This is a genomic window from Pseudomonas sp. NPDC089734 (assembly GCF_044748865.1).
Lineage (GTDB): Bacteria > Pseudomonadota > Gammaproteobacteria > Pseudomonadales > Pseudomonadaceae > Aquipseudomonas.
On the sequence record NZ_JBIVGV010000002.1, the window covers coordinates 17,599 to 36,895 of the forward strand.

The 19,297-nt window shown below is 60.3% G+C and carries 16 protein-coding genes; 7 read left to right on the top strand and 9 right to left on the bottom strand.

Annotated elements, in window-relative coordinates:
* Positions 1 to 6 precede the first annotated feature (6 nt).
* Positions 7 to 477, bottom strand: a complete 471-nt coding sequence (gene tsaE, locus ACIPY9_RS02890; RefSeq protein ID WP_400696871.1) for a tRNA (adenosine(37)-N6)-threonylcarbamoyltransferase complex ATPase subunit type 1 TsaE — start codon at positions 475 to 477, stop codon at positions 7 to 9.
* Positions 465 to 1,961, bottom strand: coding sequence for an NAD(P)H-hydrate dehydratase (locus ACIPY9_RS02895; protein WP_400696872.1), 1,497 nt, complete (start codon positions 1,959 to 1,961; stop codon positions 465 to 467). The genes tsaE and ACIPY9_RS02895 overlap by 13 nt, the downstream gene beginning before the upstream one ends.
* 63 nt (positions 1,962 to 2,024) lie before the next feature.
* Between ACIPY9_RS02895 and queG the strand changes: the two genes are divergently transcribed.
* Complete coding sequence (gene queG, locus ACIPY9_RS02900; RefSeq protein WP_400696874.1) at positions 2,025 to 3,104, top strand: tRNA epoxyqueuosine(34) reductase QueG; 1,080 nt, start codon at positions 2,025 to 2,027, stop codon at positions 3,102 to 3,104.
* 126 nt (positions 3,105 to 3,230) lie between these two features.
* Here queG and ACIPY9_RS02905 read toward each other — a convergent pair whose 3' ends face one another.
* Together ACIPY9_RS02905 and orn are read right to left on the bottom strand one after the other, a co-directional pair.
* Positions 3,231 to 3,842 carry a trimeric intracellular cation channel family protein gene (locus ACIPY9_RS02905; RefSeq protein WP_400696875.1) on the bottom strand — a complete coding sequence of 204 codons (612 nt, stop codon included), beginning with the start codon at positions 3,840 to 3,842 and terminating at the stop codon, positions 3,231 to 3,233.
* Positions 3,843 to 3,941: 99 nt separating this feature from the next.
* Positions 3,942 to 4,475, bottom strand: coding sequence for an oligoribonuclease (gene orn, locus ACIPY9_RS02910; RefSeq protein WP_400696877.1), 534 nt, complete (start codon positions 4,473 to 4,475; stop codon positions 3,942 to 3,944).
* A gap of 94 nt (positions 4,476 to 4,569) precedes the next feature.
* On the opposite strand from orn, the gene rsgA reads away from it, so the two are divergent.
* Entirely contained in the window at positions 4,570 to 5,601 is a 1,032-nt protein-coding gene (gene rsgA, locus ACIPY9_RS02915) for a small ribosomal subunit biogenesis GTPase RsgA (RefSeq protein WP_400696878.1), read from the top strand.
* A gap of 52 nt (positions 5,602 to 5,653) precedes the next feature.
* Here the strand turns inward: rsgA and motB are convergent, their stop codons facing one another.
* Entirely contained in the window at positions 5,654 to 6,679 is a 1,026-nt protein-coding gene (gene motB / locus ACIPY9_RS02920; protein WP_400696880.1) for a flagellar motor protein MotB, read from the bottom strand.
* A 3-nt stretch (positions 6,680 to 6,682) separates the two neighbouring features.
* Positions 6,683 to 7,534, bottom strand: a complete 852-nt coding sequence (motA, locus tag ACIPY9_RS02925; RefSeq protein WP_400696882.1) for a flagellar motor stator protein MotA — start codon at positions 7,532 to 7,534, stop codon at positions 6,683 to 6,685.
* Positions 7,535 to 7,734: 200 nt separating this feature from the next.
* Here motA and ACIPY9_RS02930 point away from each other — a divergent pair, with 200 nt between their 5' ends.
* The 4 genes from ACIPY9_RS02930 (at position 7,735) to ACIPY9_RS02945 (ending at position 13,085) form a co-directional block, all read left to right on the top strand.
* Complete coding sequence (locus tag ACIPY9_RS02930) at positions 7,735 to 9,270, top strand: HDOD domain-containing protein (RefSeq protein ID WP_400696883.1); 1,536 nt, start codon at positions 7,735 to 7,737, stop codon at positions 9,268 to 9,270.
* A gap of 44 nt (positions 9,271 to 9,314) precedes the next feature.
* On the top strand, positions 9,315 to 10,130 hold the full coding sequence (locus tag ACIPY9_RS02935) for a rhodanese-like domain-containing protein (RefSeq protein WP_400696884.1): 816 nt from the start codon (positions 9,315 to 9,317) through the stop codon (positions 10,128 to 10,130).
* A gap of 53 nt (positions 10,131 to 10,183) precedes the next feature.
* Entirely contained in the window at positions 10,184 to 11,053 is an 870-nt protein-coding gene (asd, locus tag ACIPY9_RS02940; RefSeq protein WP_400697406.1) for an archaetidylserine decarboxylase, read from the top strand.
* Between the two features lie 247 nt (positions 11,054 to 11,300).
* A complete protein-coding gene (locus ACIPY9_RS02945; protein WP_400696885.1) occupies positions 11,301 to 13,085 on the top strand; it encodes a molecular chaperone in 1,785 nt (594 codons plus the stop codon).
* Positions 13,086 to 13,133: 48 nt separating this feature from the next.
* Here ACIPY9_RS02945 and serB read toward each other — a convergent pair whose 3' ends face one another.
* A complete protein-coding gene (gene serB / locus ACIPY9_RS02950) occupies positions 13,134 to 14,348 on the bottom strand; it encodes a phosphoserine phosphatase SerB (RefSeq protein ID WP_400696886.1) in 1,215 nt (404 codons plus the stop codon).
* 130 nt (positions 14,349 to 14,478) lie between these two features.
* On the opposite strand from serB, the gene ACIPY9_RS02955 reads away from it, so the two are divergent.
* Positions 14,479 to 16,017, top strand: coding sequence for a histidine kinase (locus tag ACIPY9_RS02955; protein WP_400696887.1), 1,539 nt, complete (start codon positions 14,479 to 14,481; stop codon positions 16,015 to 16,017).
* A gap of 114 nt (positions 16,018 to 16,131) precedes the next feature.
* Here the strand turns inward: ACIPY9_RS02955 and ACIPY9_RS02960 are convergent, their stop codons facing one another.
* Both ACIPY9_RS02960 and parC read right to left on the bottom strand, forming a co-directional pair.
* The gene (locus ACIPY9_RS02960; RefSeq protein ID WP_400696888.1) at positions 16,132 to 16,827 is read right to left on the bottom strand and encodes a membrane integrity-associated transporter subunit PqiC; all 696 of its coding nucleotides are present in this window, start codon (positions 16,825 to 16,827) and stop codon (positions 16,132 to 16,134) included.
* A gap of 181 nt (positions 16,828 to 17,008) precedes the next feature.
* Complete coding sequence (gene parC, locus ACIPY9_RS02965; protein WP_400696890.1) at positions 17,009 to 19,264, bottom strand: DNA topoisomerase IV subunit A; 2,256 nt, start codon at positions 19,262 to 19,264, stop codon at positions 17,009 to 17,011.
* Between the last annotated feature and the right edge of the window lie 33 nt (positions 19,265 to 19,297).

Consider the following 19,297-nt stretch of genomic DNA (forward strand, 5'->3'; position numbering starts at 1 on the left):
CCATATCTATTTGAATTCCAACGCCAAAGTGGCACACCAGGTTTCGCCACGCGAACCTTGCGGGCTCAATGTTACAGAACGACCTTGCTCGTGCGGCCTAATGGTAATGGTCAGGTCAGGCTTTGGCAAAAAGCCTGTGCCCCGCCGAGGCCATTCGACCAGGCAAAGCGCCCCGCCATCGAAGTAATCCCGCACGCCCATGTACTCCAGCTCTTCCGGATCTACCAGACGATACAGGTCGAAGTGAAAGGCACGTATCGAGCCGATTTCATAAGGCTCGACCAGGGTGAACGTAGGACTCTTGACCGCCCCGACATGCCCCAGGCCACGGATCAGGCCTCGCGACAGGGTGGTCTTGCCGGCCCCCAGGTCACCCTCCAGAAAAATGACACCCACGCCTTCCGTGACCTGTCCCAGACGCGAGCCAAAGCCCATCATGGCCTCTTCGCCAGCCAAATGCAGCGTTAACTCAGACACGGTTGTAACTCCTCCAATAACTGACGAATGACTGCAATTGTATCGCTTGCCGCCAGCCCGCGACCGCCGGCACCGACCAGTTCTCCAGCCCGGGCATGCAGCCAGACACCGAGACAGGCAGCCTCGAACGGTGCCAGATGTTGTGCCATCAGCGCAGCGATCACCCCGGCCAGCACATCGCCCAGGCCAGCGGTGGCCATGGCGGGATGGCCGCGATCACACAAGGCCAGCCGCCCGTCGGCATCGGCAATCAGGCTACCACTGCCCTTGAGCACGCAGACCGCCCTGAATTTCCGGGCAAGCGCCAAGGCCGCAGCAGGGCGATCGGCCTGAACTTCACGGGTCGGAATCCCCAGAAGGCGTGCCGCCTCCCCCGGATGCGGGGTCATCACACACCCTGCCGGCAGACTCACCTGGCTGCCCGCCAGTAGATTCAGGGCATCGGCATCCCAGACCTGCGGCTTCGGGGCATCGGCAGCCGCCGACAACAGGCTTCGCCCCCAGCTCGCCTGCCCCAGACCGGGCCCGACGACCAGCACGGCAGCCGGTTCGATCAGGGCCAGCAACTGGTTGGCTGAATGTATGGCGGCACTCATGACTTCGGGCATCCGCGCCAGCGCCGCCGGTACGTGCTCGCTGCGAGTGGCCAGCGTGACCATGCCCGCACCGCTGCGCAATGCGCTTTCGGCGCTCAGCAAGGCTGCACCGCCCAGGCCATGATCACCGCCGATCACCAGCACGCGCCCATACAGGCCTTTATGGGCGGCCCGTGGACGTGGTTCCAGTAACGGCAGATTAAATGTATCCAGACGCTTCGCACTGACCGATGTCTGTGCAACCAGAGCCGCATCGGCCTGCAGGTCGTCAAAAACCAGCTCGCCAACCCGGTCGGCCGCATCACCGGTCAACAGGCCCAGCTTCATGCCGATAAAGGTCACGGTAAGATCGGCCCGCACCGCAACGCCCGTTACATGCCCGGTATCGGCACTCAGGCCCGACGGAATATCCACCGCTGCAACCGGAAGACCGCTGGCATTGATGGCCTCGATAGCCGACCGGTAAGGCTCACGCACCTCTCCCTTCAAACCTGTACCCAACAAGGCATCCAGCACCACGCCAGACAGCGCTTGAGCGGTCCATGGCTGAATATCGACGCCCGCTGCAACCGCCTCGCCATAAGCTGTTGCCGCATCACCCGCCAACGCGAGCGAATCGCCGACAGCCAGCACCGTCACTCGCCATCCGGCCTTGAGGGCCAGCGCCGCCACCAGATACCCATCGCCCGCATTGTTGCCACGCCCGGCCAGTACCGTCAGTTCGCCAGCCTGGGGCCAGCGCCGACGCACGGCTCGCCAGGTGGCATGGGCAGCGCGGTGCATCAATTCCAGGCCCGGCGTACCTGCGGCAATCAGCCGGGCATCAAGGTCCCGGACCTGCGCAGCACTGTACAGCGCGTCGGGTAAATGAGGTTTAGTGTCGAACATGCGTATCCGGGCTCCGATGTCTGGCAGAATTATACGCACCTTGGACCCGGTTTCTCTCTGCGCATGCCTGCTATTACTGCTGAACTTCCCACTTCCGACAACCTCATCGCCCTTGCGCAATCGATCAAGGAGTGGGGCCGTGAGCTGGGCTTTCAACAGGTCGGCATTTCCGGGCTGGATCTGGCAGAGCACGAACAGCATCTGGAACGCTGGCTCGACGCGGGCTATCACGGCGAGATGGACTATATGGCAGCCCATGGCAGCAAACGTTCCCATCCGGACGAACTGGTGCCGGGCACGCTGCGGGTGGTGTCGCTGCGCATGGACTACCTGCCGGGCGATACCGAAATGGCCCAGCGCCTGACCGAACCGGAAAAAGCCTACGTGTCGCGCTACGCGCTGGGGCGCGATTACCACAAGCTGGTCCGCAAGCGCGTCCAGCAACTGGCCGAACGTATCCAGCAAGCGATCGGGCCGTTTGGCTTCCGGGCGTTTGTAGACAGTGCGCCGGTACTGGAAAAAGCCATCGCGGAACAGGCCGGGCTGGGCTGGATAGGCAAGAACACGCTGGTGCTCAATCGCAAGGCCGGCAGCTTTTTCTTTCTGGGCGAGCTGTTCGTCGATCTGCCACTGCCTGTGGACCCGCCTCATGCCACCGAGCATTGCGGACGCTGCACGGCCTGTCTGGACATCTGTCCCACCGCAGCCTTCGTCGGCCCTTACGTGCTGGATGCCAGGCGCTGTATCTCTTACCTGACCATCGAGCTCAAGACCGCCATCCCCGAAGAGCTGCGCGCCCTGATCGGCAACCGGGTCTTTGGCTGCGATGACTGCCAGATCGTCTGCCCCTGGAACCGGTTCGCCCGCCCCACGGACCAGAACGACTTCAAACCGCGTCACAACCTGGACAATGCGGGGCTGGCCGAGTTGTTCATGTGGGACGAAGACACGTTTCTGAGCAACACCGAAGGCTCACCGCTACGCCGCGCCGGTTATGAGCGCTGGCTGCGCAATCTGGCCGTGGGACTGGGCAACGCACCGTCAACCATTCCCGTGCTCCAGGCACTGGAAGCACGCCGTGATTACCCGTCGGAGATGGTGCGCGAGCATGTGGAATGGGCGCTAAAACAACACAACCTGTAGGAGCGAATTCATTCGCAAAGGGGCAGTTCACAATCCGTGGGAGCGGTTTTAACCGCGAAAAGGCCGGTACATCCGCAAGAAATATCGGGGCAGGTATGGAGTCTTCGCGAATGAATTCGCTCCTGCTCAATGTTCGTCTTTATAGACAAACTTCGGCATTTCCCACTTGAAACGAATCGCCAGCAGGCGCAGCAGAAATCCGCCGGACAGGGTAATCAGGATTCCCTGCTCTGTTGGCAACTCCAGATAACGGCACAGCAGGAAGCACCACGCGGCAAGGAATGACACGCTGGCATAGAGTTCACGCCGGAAGATCAAGGGAATGTCGTTACAGAAGATATCCCGCAGGATGCCGCCAAACACACCGGTGATCACGCCGCACACCGCTGAGATCAGCATGCCGTGCCCGGCTTCCAGTGCCGTCATGCAGCCAATCAGGGTGAAGGCGACCAGCCCCAAGGCATCGAGCACCAGAAACAGCGAACGCAGATGGCGCATCAGCGGGGCGATGAAGATCGTGACCAGCGCCGCCACACTGGTCAGGACCAGATATTCCGGGTGCTTGACCCAGGTCAGCGGGTAATGCCCGATCAGTACATCACGCACCGAACCTCCGCCCAGTGCAGTGATACAGGCGATCAGCACCACACCGAACCAGTCCATGCCCCGACGTCCGGCAGACAGGGCACCGGTCATGGCTTCAGCGGTGATGGCAATCAGGTAAAGCATCAGCAACATGGCGGTGACACCTGCGACAAAGGCGCGCAGTCTAACCAGCGGATCAACGCACTGAAAGAGTGCAACGAAGTTTATTCACTGCACTCATGCGCCAGGTCGTTACTTGATGAAATGCTCGCGATAGAAACGCAGCTCGGCGATGGACTCGCGGATGTCATCCAGTGCCAGGTGGGTGCTGCCTTTCTTGAACTTCAGCTCCGGCGACCAGCGTGCAGCCAGTTCCTTGAGAGTGGAGACGTCCAGGTTGCGGTAGTGGAAGTAGTTTTCCAGGGTCGGCATGTGACGGTACAGGAAGCGGCGGTCCTGACAGATGCTGTTACCGCAGATCGGCGAACTGCGTTCCGGAACCCATTGCTTGATGAAGTCCAGGGTCTGCTTCTCGGCCTCAGCCATGCTGATGGTGCTTTCACGCACGCGCTGGGTCAGGCCCGATCCACCGTGTTGACGGGTGTTCCACTCGTCCATCCCGGCCAGGATCTCGTCGCTCTGATGAACCGCAATCACCGGGCCTTCGGCCAGGGTATTGAGTTCACTGTCGGTGATGATCGTGGCCATTTCGATGATGACATCGTTGTCCGGGTCCAGACCGGTCATTTCCAGATCGATCCAAATCAGGTTTTGCTTGTTCTGCATGTGACGACTCCTCGGCGTAGGAGCGCAGTTTAGCTCACCATGGCGTGCTAGACTCCGCCGATTAAATCATCCGCTCTATCGACTCGGAACACCCATGGCCAAACGCCAACTCAACCGCCGCCAGAACTGGCGCATCGAAAAGATCCAGGGCGAACGTGCTGCGCGCGCCGCAAAACGCGAAACACTGGCTCTGGAAACGCTGGAAGGTGGCGATCTCGGCCCCGAGCAGACAGGGCTGGTCATCGCGCACTTCGGCGTTCAGGTTGAAGTCGAGGCCCGGGAAGGCGAACAACAGGGTCAGGTCTTCCGCTGCCACCTGCGCGCCAACCTGCCGGCACTGGTCACAGGCGATCAGGTCGTCTGGCGCGCCGGCAATCAGGGGATTGGCGTGATCGTGGCGCAACTGCCGCGCACCACCGAACTCTGTCGCCCGGATACCCGCGGCCAGCTCAAGCCGGTGGCCGCCAACGTCGATCTGATCGTGATCGTCTTCGCGCCCATGCCGGAACCCCACGCCAACCTGATCGACCGTTATCTGGTCGCAGCCGAGCACGCTGGCATTCACCCGTTGCTGCTGCTCAACAAGGCCGACCTGATCGACGAGCAGAACGCTCCGGCGCTCAACGCCCTGCTGGCCGTATACCGGACACTGGGTTATCCGGTCATGGAAGTGTCGGCGCACCAAGGCGATGGCATGCAACAGCTGCAAGCCCGTCTCGACGGCCATATCAGCGTGTTCGTGGGGCAGTCCGGTGTGGGCAAGTCCTCGCTGGTCAACAGCCTGCTGCCGGAAGTCGGGACACGTGTCGGTCCGCTGTCGGAGTTTTCCGGCCAGGGCACCCACACCACAACCACCGCCCGCCTGTTCCACTTCCCGCGGGGCGGAGATCTGATCGACTCGCCGGGCATCCGCGAGTTTGGCCTGGGCCATGTCAGCCGCGCCGATGTGGAGGCCGGCTTCATCGAGTTCAACGACCTGATCGGCACCTGCCGTTTCCGGGACTGCAAGCATGACCGCGAACCGGGCTGCGCCCTGCTCAAGGCCCTTGAAGAGGGCCGTGTCCAGCAACAGCGCATGAACAGCTACCGCTCGATCATCGCCAGCCTGCCGCAAGACAGCTACTGAGCCGCACACAAAAACGCCGCGATGATCGCGGCGTTTTTGCATCTGTCACATGTCAGTTCCTGGCAGGCTCCGTGCGCAACGGCCCCTCTTCAAAGATATTCAGCTTTTGCCGGATCTCATGAGGCTGGGCATACGCCTGCGGATCGGGTGGCGTCGTCGTGGACGCTCCCGGAGCACCGGGGGCTGCCGGGGCCGATGGTGCAGCAGGCGTTTGAGGCGCGCCGCCGGTGTTCTGGTCACCTTCGATACGCTGCTGGGCCTTTTTGGTCAGCACGACGATGTCGATGCGGCGGTTCACCGGATTGAACGGATGCTCACGGTCATACAGCGCCGAAGATGCATATCCAACCACCCGGGCAACCTGAGGATCGGGGTAACCACCCGCCACCAGCGCACGACGCGCCGCGTTGGCACGGTTTGCCGACAGTTCCCAGTTACCGAACTCACCACTGCCCACATAAGGCTTGGCATCGGTGTGACCGCTGATGCTGATCTTGTTCGGCACCGTGCGAATGGTGTCGGCCATGGCCAGCAGAATGTCCTCGAAATACGGCTTCAGACGCGCACTGCCGGAGTCGAACATCGGCCGGTTATCGGCATCCATGATCTGGATCCGCAGGCCATCCTGCGTAATCTCGAACAGGATCTGATCCTTGAACTTCTGCAGTTGCGGGTTCTCTTCGACCTTGTTCTGCAGCTCTTGCAACAGCATCTCAAGACGCTCCTGCTCGACCTGCTCGGCCTTGGACTCGGAGGTGTCGGACTCGATCGGCACCGTATCCGGGGAAGGCGTGGTCTTGACCTCCGGGTTGATGGTCTGGTTCGGCGACATTTCAGGCGAGCCGCCCAGATCGATCACGTAAGGCGAGCCACTGTCCGTGAAGCCGACCGGGTCCTTGAAGTAACCGGCGACCGCGATCAACTGCTCAGGCGTGGCAGAAGACATCAGCCACAGCACCAGGAAGAACGCCATCATCGCTGTCGCAAAGTCAGCGAAGGCGATTTTCCAGGCACCGCCGTGGTGTCCTCCACCGAAGCGCTTGACGCGCTTGACGATTATCGGCTGATTATTTTCCATGACTTAACGACCGCGAACCGCTTGTTCCAGCTCGCTGAAGCTGGGTCGATGCGCCGGGTACAGAACCTTGCGGCCGAACTCCACGGCCAGCGAAGGCGGCATGCCGGATGCCGAAGCCACCAGCGAAGCCTTGATGCATTCATAGACGTTCATTTCTTCCTTGGCATCGTGGGCCAGGGAAGTGGCCAGCGGGCCGAAGAAGCCATAGGCCGCGAGAATACCGAAGAAGGTACCCACCAGTGCCGCACCTACGTGCATACCGATCGCCGCCTTGTCGCCGGAACCCAGGGACGCCATGGTCACCACGATACCCAGTACCGCAGCCACGATACCGAAACCGGGCATACCGTCGGCGATACCGGTAATGGCGTGGGAAGGGTGTTCGAGCTCTTCTTTCATGCTCAACAATTCCATGTCGAACAGACCTTCGAGTTCATGAGGGGCCATGTTGCCCGACGACATGATTCGCAGGTAATCGCAGATGTAGGCCGTCATGCGCGCATCCTTGAGCACGCCGGGGTATTTGGCAAAGATCGGGCTGGAAGCCGGCTCCTCGATATCCCCTTCAATGGCCATCATGCCTTCGCGACGGCTCTTGTTGAGGATCTCGTAGACCAGGCCCAGCACTTCAAGGTAGTAGGCGTGAGTGAAGCGCGTACCGAACATCTGCAAGGATTTCTTGAAGACGTGCATGGTCATATAGCCAGGGTTGGCCTGGAGGAATGCACCCAGGGCAGCACCACCGATAATCAGCACTTCATAAGGCTGAAACAGCGCTGCAAGTTTGCCATGGGACAGTACGTATCCGCCGAGCACGCTCGCGATAACGACGATGATGCCGATAATTTTAGCCATAGGTAGAAAATACTTATCGAGTCGGGTTCAGGGACATGTGCGGAAACTCTTGTTCTACGTATCGGCCTCATTGGGCCAGACTATAGTCAGTTCTTGTGAAAAACCAGTTTGTCCCTCAAACGAGGGCTTGAAAACAGCTGCTCAGCCCTTAAGAATCGCAGTCTCCACTGCCTGAAAAATTCCGCTGTAAAGGCCCTTGAATGTCGACAGCAAGCTCTTTGAAGCACTCAATACCCAAAACCATCGCTGCCTGGATCAAGCAACTGGACAGCGTAGACCTGCCTATCCCCGTGGTAAACCACGGGCATGTGCGCGAGGCGCTGAAAGACAGCCGTCGCTCATTGCGCGATATCGCCGACATGATGCAGGAAAGCCCGGAGCTGGTATTGAGCGTACTGCGTGAAGCCAACCATAAAAGCCATGGCATGGTGGAGCCCGCAGAGAGTCTTGAGATTGCAATCAATCGACTCGGACTGGCCCGCACCGAAATCCTGCTCGGACGCCTGCCGGCCAAAGAGCCACAGGACATCCCCGTCGCCTTCCGCCAGTTGATCCTCATCAGCCAGCACGCCACGCAACAGGCCAACGGCCTGTTCGCCAGCCGCCTTGCCCGGCTGTGGCAAGACATTCATCTGGGCAGCCTGCTGTTCCTGTCGCCACTCTGGCCGATGGCACTCGCCCACCCTCAGCTTCTGGAAGACTGGGAACTGCGGGTTATCCACAGAGGCGAGTCCAGTCGACAGGTCGAAAAGGAACTGTTCGGTGTCAGTCTGCTGGACCTGTGCCTGGCGCTGGCCGAGTTCTGGCGTCTGCCGGTCTGGGTCACCCGTGGCTACAAGGTGCTGATCAACGAACGCCGTGAGCTGGTCAAGGCCCTGCACATTGCCCGCGAAGATTACGACCCGCTGCATCAGCAACAGCTCATGGATGCCGACCCGAACCTGAGGCGCTGGCTGAATCAACCGGCCAATACGGTATTGCTGGGCAATGGCCTTGCCCTGTCGGCGCAGCAGGCGTGGAACACGCCCCACTGCCTGCGCTGGGAACGTCTCTCCAGCCTTTATCTGCAACAGCCACTGGAGGATGTTCAGCAGCAGGCTCACCAGAACGCCGCCAGCAGTGCCCGCATACACGCCGAGAAAGATTTGTGGCACCCCGCCGAAGCCCTGATCTGGCCCTGGGACACCCGCCGCATCCGGCGAGACAACGACCCGGCACCGCCACCGTCCACCGACGCCCTGCAACTGTGGCGCAAACACTGTGCCGAGCTGCTGACCGAACCGACACCGTTCATAAATTCCATGCACCTGACCACGGCCGCTCGCGACACGTTCATGGCCTGCGGCATGGAGCGCGTGATGCTGTTGATGGCGGACAAGACATCAGCAGTCCTGCGCGCACACCAGATTGGCGGCTTGCCAAAAGAAATCGCCGGCATGCAGTTCTCTATAAAGGAGAGTTCAGTCCTGCAACGCCTGCTGGCACAACCGACCCAGTTGCGCATTACACCGGCCAACCGCGCCCAGTTCGCCGCCTTGCTGCCGCCCACCCTTCAAGGCGTGTTCAGCGGCGAGCACTGGCTGATTCGCTCCCTGGGCAACAACGGAAGGGTGTTGATACTGGCAATTGCAGACCAGGGAGGCGGCCCATTGTCCGAAATTTCCGTCCAGGCATTCGGAAAAACCGCGCAATGTATTGAACGCTCTCTCGCCATCTTTAGTCAGCGCAAAACCTGAGGCCTGGCGTACAATTCGCACTTTCCCTATATCGGAGGCTGCAAATGTCCGTCTTCAGTGGTTTGCCGTTGGTCATCGAAACCCACGATCTGCTTGAGCGCCTCGACGCTCCAGAGTTGATCCTCGTTGACCTGACCAGCAGCGCCCGTTACGAGGCCGGTCATATCCGTGGCGCCCGCTTCGTAGACCCCAAGCGCACCCAACTGGGCCAACCGCCAGCCCCCGGCCTGCTGCCTGCCCCGGCGGATCTGGAAAAGCTGTTCGGCGAACTGGGCCACAACCCGGATGCGGTCTATGTGGTCTATGACGACGAAGGCGGCGGCTGGGCCGGGCGTTTCATCTGGCTGCTGGATGTCATCGGTCACGGCAAGTATCACTACCTGGACGGCGGTCTGCTGGCCTGGGAAGCGCAATCGCTGCCGCTGTCGACAGAAACCCCGGCTGCCGCGAACACATCCGTTTCCCTGACGCTGCACGGTGAGCCCACTGCGACCCGCGAATACGTGCAGTCTCGCCTGGGCGATGCCGATCTGGCCATCTGGGATGCCCGTGGCCCTGCCGAATATTCGGGCGAGAAAGTCGTGGCTGCGAGAGGCGGGCACATTCCAGGTGCCGTCAATTTCGAATGGATGGCCGGCATGGACAAGGCGCGCAACCTGCGCATCCGTCAGGACATGCCGCACATCCTGGAAAACCTGGGCATCACTCCCGACAAGGAAGTGATCACTCACTGCCAGACCCATCACCGCTCCGGCTTCACCTACCTGGTCGCCAAGGCTCTCGGTTACCCTCGGGTCAAGGCCTACGCTGGCTCCTGGGGTGAATGGGGCAATCTTCCGGATACACCTGTCGAGAAATGACGGCAGGGCTCCATCAGTCATCAAACGAGTCGGCACCCCATCACGTTTTAGGAATATCAATGAAAGAGCGTCTGTTTATCCTTAGCCAGTACCTGCTGCCACACCACCTGCTGTCTCGTCTGGCAGGCTGTATCGCGGAGTGCCGGGTGCGCTGGTTCAAAAATGCATTCACCGCCTGGTTTGCGCGCCGCTACCAGGTCGACATGTCTCAGGCCCAGGTTGAAGACCTCACGGCCTACGAGCACTTCAACGACTTCTTCACCCGCGCCCTGAAGCCCGACGCCCGCCCTCTGGATGCCACACCCGGCGCAATCCTCTGCCCGGCCGATGGCGCCATCAGCCAGTTGGGACCGATCGAACACGGCCGGATCTTCCAGGCCAAGGGCCACAGCTTCAGCGCTCTCGAACTGCTGGGCGGTGACCCGAAGCTGTCCGCACCCTTCATGGGCGGCCAGTTTGCAACGGTCTATCTGTCGCCGAAGGACTACCATCGCGTCCACATGCCACTGGCCGGGACCTTGCGTGAAATGGTCTACGTGCCAGGCCGTCTTTTCTCGGTCAACCAGACCACCGCCGAAAACGTTCCGGAATTGTTCGCCCGCAATGAGCGCGTGGTCTGCCTGTTCGACACCGAGCGTGGCCCGATGGCGGTTGTTCTGGTGGGCGCAATGATCGTCGCCTCCGTAGAGACAGTCTGGGCCGGGCTGGTCACGCCACCCAAACGCGAACTGAAGACCGTCCGTTACGACGAAGCTGCACGCGCGCCCATCCATCTGGAAAAAGGCGCAGAAATGGGCCGCTTCAAACTGGGCTCCACTGCCATCGTGCTGTTTGGCCCGGATCAGGTGAAGTGGGCCGAAGAGCTGACAGCAGGTTCCAAGGTGCAAATGGGACAAGCCATGGCAGCCCCGCAAGACGCCTGAGCAATGCCCTGAACCGAAAGAGACAGGCCGCAAAGGCTTGTGCTCTCATGAAAGCAGGCAAATACTGGCATCAGGCCACAAAAGCTGCGTGAAAGCACCGATGCTGGTAAAGTCATCACATCGGTGCTGTAGGACACATCGCACTTTATTGACGTACGTACGATACATCTTCATGGGAAGATGCAGACAGTTCGTCGATCAAAAGCCACCGTTCGGGCCTGTGGAGTAGCTGGAGTTTGCCTGTCACATGAGTAATTTGAGCTTACCTCTGTTGTTGCGTGCCCCCACGCCAACGCAGTCGAGCCTGTCATTCTGTGAACCCAATCCCCGCGACTTGAAACGCTGGATCTCCAGCCTGCCCAAAGCAAACATCGGCGAAATGGCACGACAGCTCTATCAGGGGCTGTCCGAACTCAATCAGCTGATCACGCCCAGCGAAAACCGCCTGCAACTGCTGGAGCTCCTGCGTCCGGAGGTCTACTTCGTTTGCAGCCATCTGGAGCGCCACTTTCTCAACCAGGCCATCGTTCTGGATGAGCGCCCGCGCAAGGTCGCCAACCTCTGCCAGGCCCTGCAGAACCATCTGGCAACCGGCTACAAACAGATCATCCAGAAAGTGGGAGCGCGTTACAGCAAAGAACGGGGCGCACTGTTCACGACGGCACTGCAACGTGCGCTGCATGCGCTGAACGGTCCGCTGATCCGCGCCAGCCAGTTGTATTGCCCGGTTCAGGACGGCCTCTGGCTTGAGCTGCACCACATTTATCAGATCGCTCGCCAGCACCAGCTGCACACCACCCCCGTGAACGAACCGCTGGCAACCCATACCCGCACCCTGAGCATCGAGCAGACCTATGCCATCGCGCTACTGATGGGGTGCTCGCGCAGCAATCAGATGCGCCAGCTGAACATCGGCAAGCTGGCAGACGCACTCGAAGCCTGGAGTGCCATGATCACCCTGCAATCGCCTGCCAACGAAAGCAGCCTGTTCGCTCTGGACCCGACGGCCGACAAGCCGCCGTTGTACCGCACGTTGTTTATCGATGAACAGTTGCCCAGATTGCTGGGGGTAAATTCGCTGGCACTGGCCGATGCGATCAATAAATACCTCGCGTTGCCTGCCGATCAACGCTCGCAGTCGAAACTGCTCATCCCTCCCCGTGTCACCACGGACCTGCTGCAACATCTGGCGGCAGCTTGGGGCGATGTCGCCGAACGAACCTTTCAACGCACAGCCGGCCAGGGCACGCTGAAGTTGTGCATCGGCATGAGTGCGCTGCATTACTACGTGGGCGGTCAGAAATCATTCAGTGAGCAATTGCTGCTCCCCGTGGCGACCAACGTGGCGGATTTCTCGCTCAAGGTCGTCAACGACAACGATGACGACCCGTGGTCCAACGCCTTTGACACTCATCGCGGCAATACCTCGTCGGTACTGCTGCCCTTTGAGGAAATCGAATACCAGTCGGCAGACAGCGATGGGGACTCGACCTCCAACTCACAGAGCATTTTCCCGACGTTCGAGTTGAATATCGTCAACCACAGCCCCGGCGGTTATTGCCTGGCCTGGCAAAAGGAAGTCCCGCCACAACTGCAGGCCGGTGAACTGGTGGGTATTCAGGATGATTCCGGTCAGGGCTGGAGCATTGCCATTGTCCGCTGGGTCAGACAGGTTCGCAGCGGCGGTACCCAGATGGGTATCGAACTGATCGCGCCCTTTGCCCAGCCATGCGGCATGCAACTGATACGGGAAGAACAGAGCAGCCAGTATCTGCGAACCCTGATGCTCCCGGAAGTCCGCGCCATGGGCAAACAGCCGACCGTGCTCGCTCCACGCCTGCCCTTTCAGGATGGCAGCCAGGTGATGCTCAACATCAACGGAGAAGAGCGCCGGGCAGCACTGAGCAACCGGCACGTCAGCAGCGCCAGCTATAACCAGTTCGAGTACAAGATCTACGATGCGCCCAAGGCTGCGGAAAAAGAGAAGCCAAAACCCGGGCAGGAATTCGATTCGTTGTGGAGCTCGCTGTAGCCGTCGCAACCCTCACCGCATTACGACAGCCACAGCCATCGAGGCCGGTCAGCCCCTTCCTTCGCGATCACGGAAACCGAGCAGGTAGAGAACCCCGTCCAGCCCCAGCGTCGAAATGGCCTGTTTGGCAGACTGCTTGACCAGTGGTTTGGCGCGGAACGCCACCCCCAGACCGGCAATCGCCAGCATCGGCAAATCATTCGCGCCATCGCCCACCGCAATGGTCTGCTCCAGACTCAAGCCTTCCTTCTGCGCCAGTTCACGCAGCAGATCGGCCTTGCGCTGTGCATCGACAATCGGCTCGACCGCCACACCCGTGACCTTGCCATCCGCCACTTCCAGCTCGTTGGCGAAGACATAGTCGATACCCAGTCTGGCCTGCAACTGCCTGGCGAAGTAGGTGAAACCGCCCGACAGAATGGCCGTCTTGTAGCCCAGGCGCTTGAGCTCGGCGAACAATGTCTCGGCACCTTCCGTCAGACGCAGCGAAGCTCCGATTTCATCCAGTACGCTGACATCCAGCCCCTTGAGCAAGGCCAGACGCTCCTTGAAACTGGCGCGGAAATCCAGTTCGCCACGCATGGCTCGCTCGGTGATCTCCGACACCTGCTCACCCACACCCGCCGCCTTGGCCAGCTCATCGATGACCTCGGCCTCGATCAGCGTCGAGTCCATGTCGAATACCGCCAGACGACGGTTACGACGGAACAGCGAGTCCTGCTGGAAGGCGATATCGACATTCAGCTCCTGCGCCACGCTGAGAAACTCGGCCTGCATGGCCTTGGGATCGGCAGGCTCGCCACGTACGGAAAACTCGATGCAGCCCTTGCCCTTGTCAGCCGGAGTGTCGAGCGGCATACGACCTGACAGACGATCGATATGGTCGATATTCAGCCCGTACTTCGCGGTGATCGAACTCACACACTGCAATTGCTCCGCAGTCACCTTGCGTGTCAGCAGGGTCACGATATGCCGTGCCTTGCCCTGGCCTTCGACCCACTGCTGATAATCCTCTTCGGACACCGGCGTGAAACGCACCTGCTGATCAAGCTTATAGGCCGTGAACAGGATGTCCTTCAGGACGGAAGAACCCTGTTCAGTGCCTGGAATCTCGACCAGGATGCCGAACGACAAGGTGTCATGAATCACCGCCTGACCAATATCGAGAATGTTCACGCCACCCTGGGCCAGAACGCCGGTGATGGCCGCAGTGAGACCCGGACGGTCTTCACCAGTGATGTTAATCAGGACGATTTCGCGCAAGGCGCACCCCCGCAGTGGAAAAAAAGCGCATTCTACCCACTTTCTGTGACCGTCGGGCACAGGCAGCGCTTTGCCGTCACAGGGTCGCTCGTTATACTGCGCGGCAACTTCACCGAAAGAGCCGTGCTCTGTGAATCGGCCCACGCCTATCAAAACCGATAACTTCTTCCTGCTGATCTTTCGTGCACTGCGCCACCGCCGTGTACCGATAGCTTTGCGTATTGCCAGCCATAACGTGATCCTGGTCGCCCTGGCACTGGTGATCTATGCCGGCGTCATGGGCCTGCAATTCAAGCAGGCCATGCACGAACAGGCCGATGCACTGGGTCAGGCACTGACCACCCAGACCGCGACTTCGGCCACCGAGCTGCTGGTGTCCAACGACATCCTGAGCCTCAATGTGTTGCTGGGCAATCTGGTCAAGAACCCGCTGGTGGCCCATGCCGCCATTTACAGCGTGGATAACCGCATCCTCGCCGAGGCCGGGCAACGCCCGAAAAACAGCCTGCTGGGTGAAGCCCAGGGCCTGTATGAAATAAAGATCACCTTCCAGGACGTGATGGCCGGTCATCTGCGCATCAGCCTGGACATGTCGCAGTTCCAGCAGCCAATGACCATCAGCCTGCAAAGCATGGGCATTCTGGCCGGCATTCTGCTCGCACTGGCGCTGACCTTGAGCCTGCGCCTGGGTCGCCATATTTCCACGCCATTGCTGCAACTGCGGATCTGGCTGCGCGATATCGATCCCTACACCCCGGCCACCGACCGCCAGGACGAGATCGGCGATCTGGCACGGCAGCTTCGTGCGTCGTTCGCCCCCAAGGCTCCTGAACCGGAAGTCGAGCCGGAGCCCGAATACGACGAGGATGACGACACGTATCTGGAGCCCGAAGACAAGCCGGAACCGTCGTTCTCCGCACGCAGTACCGGTTTCGATGAAGCGCCCAAGCCTCGCCTGCCCCAGCCTCCTCTGCCACGACGCCTTGTGGCCGAAGAAGACGAAGAGGACGAGGAAGATCCGTTTGCCGATCTTCGTGACAACTCCAGCCACACGCCTGCCATTCGTCCAGAAGCCACGGCTACACCGGACGAACCTCAGCACAGTGCCGTGCTGGCCGTGCAACTGGGCGCACAGGATCAATTGCGTCGCCTGCCTCGCGCTCGCCTGACCGATCTGCTGCAACGCTATCGCGATTGCCTGGACCAGGCCGCCTCGCTGTATGACAGCGAGCTGCATACCCTGAATGATGGCAGCACCCTGATGTTGTTCCACAGCCAGGAAAGCGGCGAAGACTACCTGACCAACGCGATCTGCTGCGGTGAGTTGCTGCGCGCCCTGAGTCATGCCTTGCAGATTGAGGTCGCAGACAGCGGCATCACCCTGCAATTGCAACTGGGCCTGACATTGGGCGAAGGCTTGTCCGGCCTGAGCCAGATCGATCTGCTGCTGACCGAAACCGCACAGGATGCGCTGGCCCTGTCGCAACACAGCCGCAATCTGCTGCTGGTGGAACGCCAGGTCAACGACGACGCCCTCATCCGCCAACGCGCCCGCATCCGCCCGATCGCCAGCCCGGAAGGCGCCTGCTGCGTCGAACGCCTGATGGAGCCTTACCCGTCCATGCTGGAGCGCCAGCTGGCCCGCATGCACGAGACGCACAAGGCCTGATCCTGTAGGAGCGAATTCATTCGCGAACCGTAATACCGTCTTCGCGAATGAATTCGCTCCTACAGTGAGCCACAAAAAAGCCCGCATCGCTGCGGGCTTTTTGTTGGCTCAGGATCAGAAGCGGAACACTTCAAGATCTGTCCGTATCGGTGAAGCCATCGGGATCTTTGGCTTCTCAGGCTCTTTGGCCTTCACGACAGGTGCTTTCTTCGGCTCATCGACAACCTGCCAGGCTATCGGCTTGACCGCGATACTGACCTGTTCGGCCAGGCGTTGCAGCAGGATACCTTGCGCCCTTACCTGATCAGACGAAGCACCATTGTGGAGTTCTTCGAGATGGACCAACCGGCTGTCGCGAACATTGCCCTTGCGGTCCAGCAGACGCCACTGCGCATCGAGCACGGCTGGTTGCTTCGCGCCGGAATCGAGGCGGGTGATCGACAGTACGATCTGAACATCGGGGGTGAAATTCGCAACGGCCGGAGACAGCACGACCCGCTGGCTATCCAGCTTCCAGGCCAGTTGACGCAGCAAGAGCTGATCGATGTCCGAAGACAGATTGCCAGCCCAGCGGCCATCCGGCGAAGCCGTCAACGTACCGTCAGGCTGACGTTGCAAGAGGGTTTCACGTTGCAGATAGTCGGCAACCGAAACCGGTCCCAGTAATACAGCAAGCCCGGAGCTCTGCTTTGGCTGGCCCGGGTCACCACTATCAAGCTGATACAGCGCAGTCGGCTGGTGCATGCTGCAACCAGCCAACCCCAGAACGCCCGTCATCAACAAGACAAGGGGAAGGCGTAGAAAATTCATCATCCCATCCAGGTGGCCGCCTCAGGGCAGCCACAGTGTAGATACTTATAGGCTCATGCAGGCACTGCGCCACGCCGAGACCCCAAGACTCCATATCATCCGTGAATATTCGCCATGACTCCAGCGATTATGCGTCGATCTTCGTGGCAAAACGAAGACCGCTGGCTATAAATGAATATTCCTAGCTGTTTTCCACCAACAAGGCATCCACACGCTGGAAGCCTCTCGGCAGCTTGTTCCCTCGTCGACCGCGTTCTCCTTTGTAATGTTCCAGATCCTCGGCCTTGAGCGACAGTGTACGCTTACCAGCCTGAAGTACCAGCGTAGCGCCTTGCGGAATGACCGCCAGGTCAGTTACGTACTCTTCCCGACTGGCTACTCGCTCGCCCGGAATACCAATGATCTTGTTGCCCTTGCCTTTGCCCAACTGCGGCAAGTCGCTGATTCTGAAGACCAGCAGCCGACCTTCAGTGGTCACGGCCGCCAGCCAGTTCTGCTCCCGATCCGCCACAGGACGCGGCAGAATGACTTTCGCCCCCGTCGGCAGGCTCAGCAGCGCCTTGCCAGCCTTGTTCTTGGCCTGCAAGTCCTCACCTTTTACCACAAAACCGTAACCGGCATCGGAAGCGATGACGTACAGGGCCTCATCGTCAGGCAACAGCACGCACTCGAACGTCGCGCCTGGCGGCGGTTGCAGCTTGCCGGTCAGCGGCTCGCCCTGGCCACGGGCGTTCGGCAAGGTATGGGCTGGCACCGAATAGCTGCGACCGGTGGAGTCGATAAAGACGGCAAACTGGTTGGAACGCCCGATGGCCGAGGTCTTGAACCCATCTCCGGCCTTATAGGACAGCCCCGTGGCATCGACATCATGGCCCTTGGCGCAACGCACCCAGCCCTTCTCGGACAGCACGACGGTCACAGGCTCGGTAGGCATCAGTTCGTTTTCGGACAGCGCCTTGGCTTCGGCACGCTCAACGATCGGCGAGCGGCGGTCGTCGCCATAGGTTTCGGCATCGGCAATCAGCTCGGTACGCACCAGCTTGCGCAGCTTGGATTCGCTGCCCAGCAGGGCCAGAAGCTTCGCCTGCTCCTTGAGCAGTGCATCCTGCTCGCTGCGCAGCTTCATTTCTTCCAGACGCGCCAACTGACGCAGACGGGTATCGAGGATGTAATCGGCCTGGATTTCCGACAGCGCGAAGCGGGCGATCAACTCTGCCTTCGGATGCTCGGCGGTACGGATGATGTGGATCACTTCATCCAGGTTCAGGTAAGCGGTGAGCAAACCGTCCAACAGGTGCAGACGATGCTCGACCTTGTCGAGACGGTACTGCAGGCGGCGGCGCACGGTGGCGATACGGAACACCAGCCACTCGTTGAGCAGCGCCTTGAGGTTCTTGAGTTGCGGCTTGCCGTCCAGGCCGATGATGTTGATGTTGACCCGGTAGCTGGACTCCAGATCGGTGGTGGCAAACAGATGCTGCATCAACTCGTCGAGTTCGACCCGGTTGGAGCGCGGGATAATCACGATACGGCACGGGTTTTCGTGATCCGACTCGTCACGCAGGTCTGCCACCATCGGCAGCTTCTTGGCCTGCATCTGCGCGGCAATCTGCTCCAGCACCTTGGCACCGGACACCTGATGCGGCAACGCCGTGACCACGATATCGCCATCTTCGACGCGATAGACAGCGCGCATACGCACCGAACCACGGCCGGTTTCATAGATTTTCAGCAGATCGGCGCGTGGTGTGACGATCTCCGCTTCGGTCGGATAATCCGGGCCTTTGACGTGTTCGCACAGGTCTTCGATGCTGGCCTTCGGCTCATCGAGCAGACGCACACAGGCGCTGGCCACTTCCCGCAGGTTGTGCGGCGGCACATCGGTGGCCATGCCCACGGCAATACCTGTGGTGCCATTGAGCAGGATATTCGGCAAACGTGCTGGCAGAACAGCCGGTTCGTCCAGGGTCCCGTCGAAGTTGGGCACCCAGTCCGCAGTGCCCTGCCCCAGCTCGCTAAGCAGCACTTCGGAATAACGCGACAGACGGGCTTCGGTATAACGCATGGCCGCGAACGACTTGGGATCGTCCGGCGCACCCCAGTTACCCTGCCCGTCTACCAGCGTGTAGCGGTAGCTGAACGGCTGGGCCATGAGCACCATGGCTTCATAACAGGCCGAATCGCCATGCGGGTGAAACTTGCCGAGCACATCGCCCACGGTACGGGCCGACTTCTTGTGCTTGGAGTCCGCCCCCAGGCCCAGCTCGCTCATGGCATAGACAATGCGTCGCTGAACAGGCTTCAGGCCATCACCGATGTGCGGCAAGGCCCGATCCATGATCACGTACATGGAGTAGTTGAGATAGGCCTGTTCGGTGAAGTCAGCCAGCGATCGGCGTTCTACGCCATCCAGGCTGAGGTCAAGGGAGTCGCTCATGCGGGCCTCATCATTTTGTCGTCTGAACAGCAG

Bases quoted from the DNA above. Each gene is read 5' to 3' on its own strand.
- ACIPY9_RS02895 (WP_400696872.1), bottom strand. From the start codon at position 1,961: ATGTTCGACACTAAACCTCATTTACCCGACGCGCTGTACAGTGCTGCG.
- queG (WP_400696874.1), top strand. From the start codon at position 2,025: ATGCCTGCTATTACTGCTGAACTTCCCACTTCCGACAACCTCATCGCC.
- ACIPY9_RS02905 (WP_400696875.1), bottom strand. From the start codon at position 3,842: ATGTTGCTGATGCTTTACCTGATTGCCATCACCGCTGAAGCCATGACC.
- orn (WP_400696877.1), bottom strand. From the start codon at position 4,475: ATGCAGAACAAGCAAAACCTGATTTGGATCGATCTGGAAATGACCGGT.
- rsgA (WP_400696878.1), top strand. From the start codon at position 4,570: ATGGCCAAACGCCAACTCAACCGCCGCCAGAACTGGCGCATCGAAAAG.
- motB (WP_400696880.1), bottom strand. From the start codon at position 6,679: ATGGAAAATAATCAGCCGATAATCGTCAAGCGCGTCAAGCGCTTCGGT.
- motA (WP_400696882.1), bottom strand. From the start codon at position 7,534: ATGGCTAAAATTATCGGCATCATCGTCGTTATCGCGAGCGTGCTCGGC.
- ACIPY9_RS02930 (WP_400696883.1), top strand. From the start codon at position 7,735: ATGTCGACAGCAAGCTCTTTGAAGCACTCAATACCCAAAACCATCGCT.
- ACIPY9_RS02935 (WP_400696884.1), top strand. From the start codon at position 9,315: ATGTCCGTCTTCAGTGGTTTGCCGTTGGTCATCGAAACCCACGATCTG.
- ACIPY9_RS02945 (WP_400696885.1), top strand. From the start codon at position 11,301: ATGAGTAATTTGAGCTTACCTCTGTTGTTGCGTGCCCCCACGCCAACG.
- ACIPY9_RS02960 (WP_400696888.1), bottom strand. From the start codon at position 16,827: ATGAATTTTCTACGCCTTCCCCTTGTCTTGTTGATGACGGGCGTTCTG.
- parC (WP_400696890.1), bottom strand. From the start codon at position 19,264: ATGAGCGACTCCCTTGACCTCAGCCTGGATGGCGTAGAACGCCGATCG.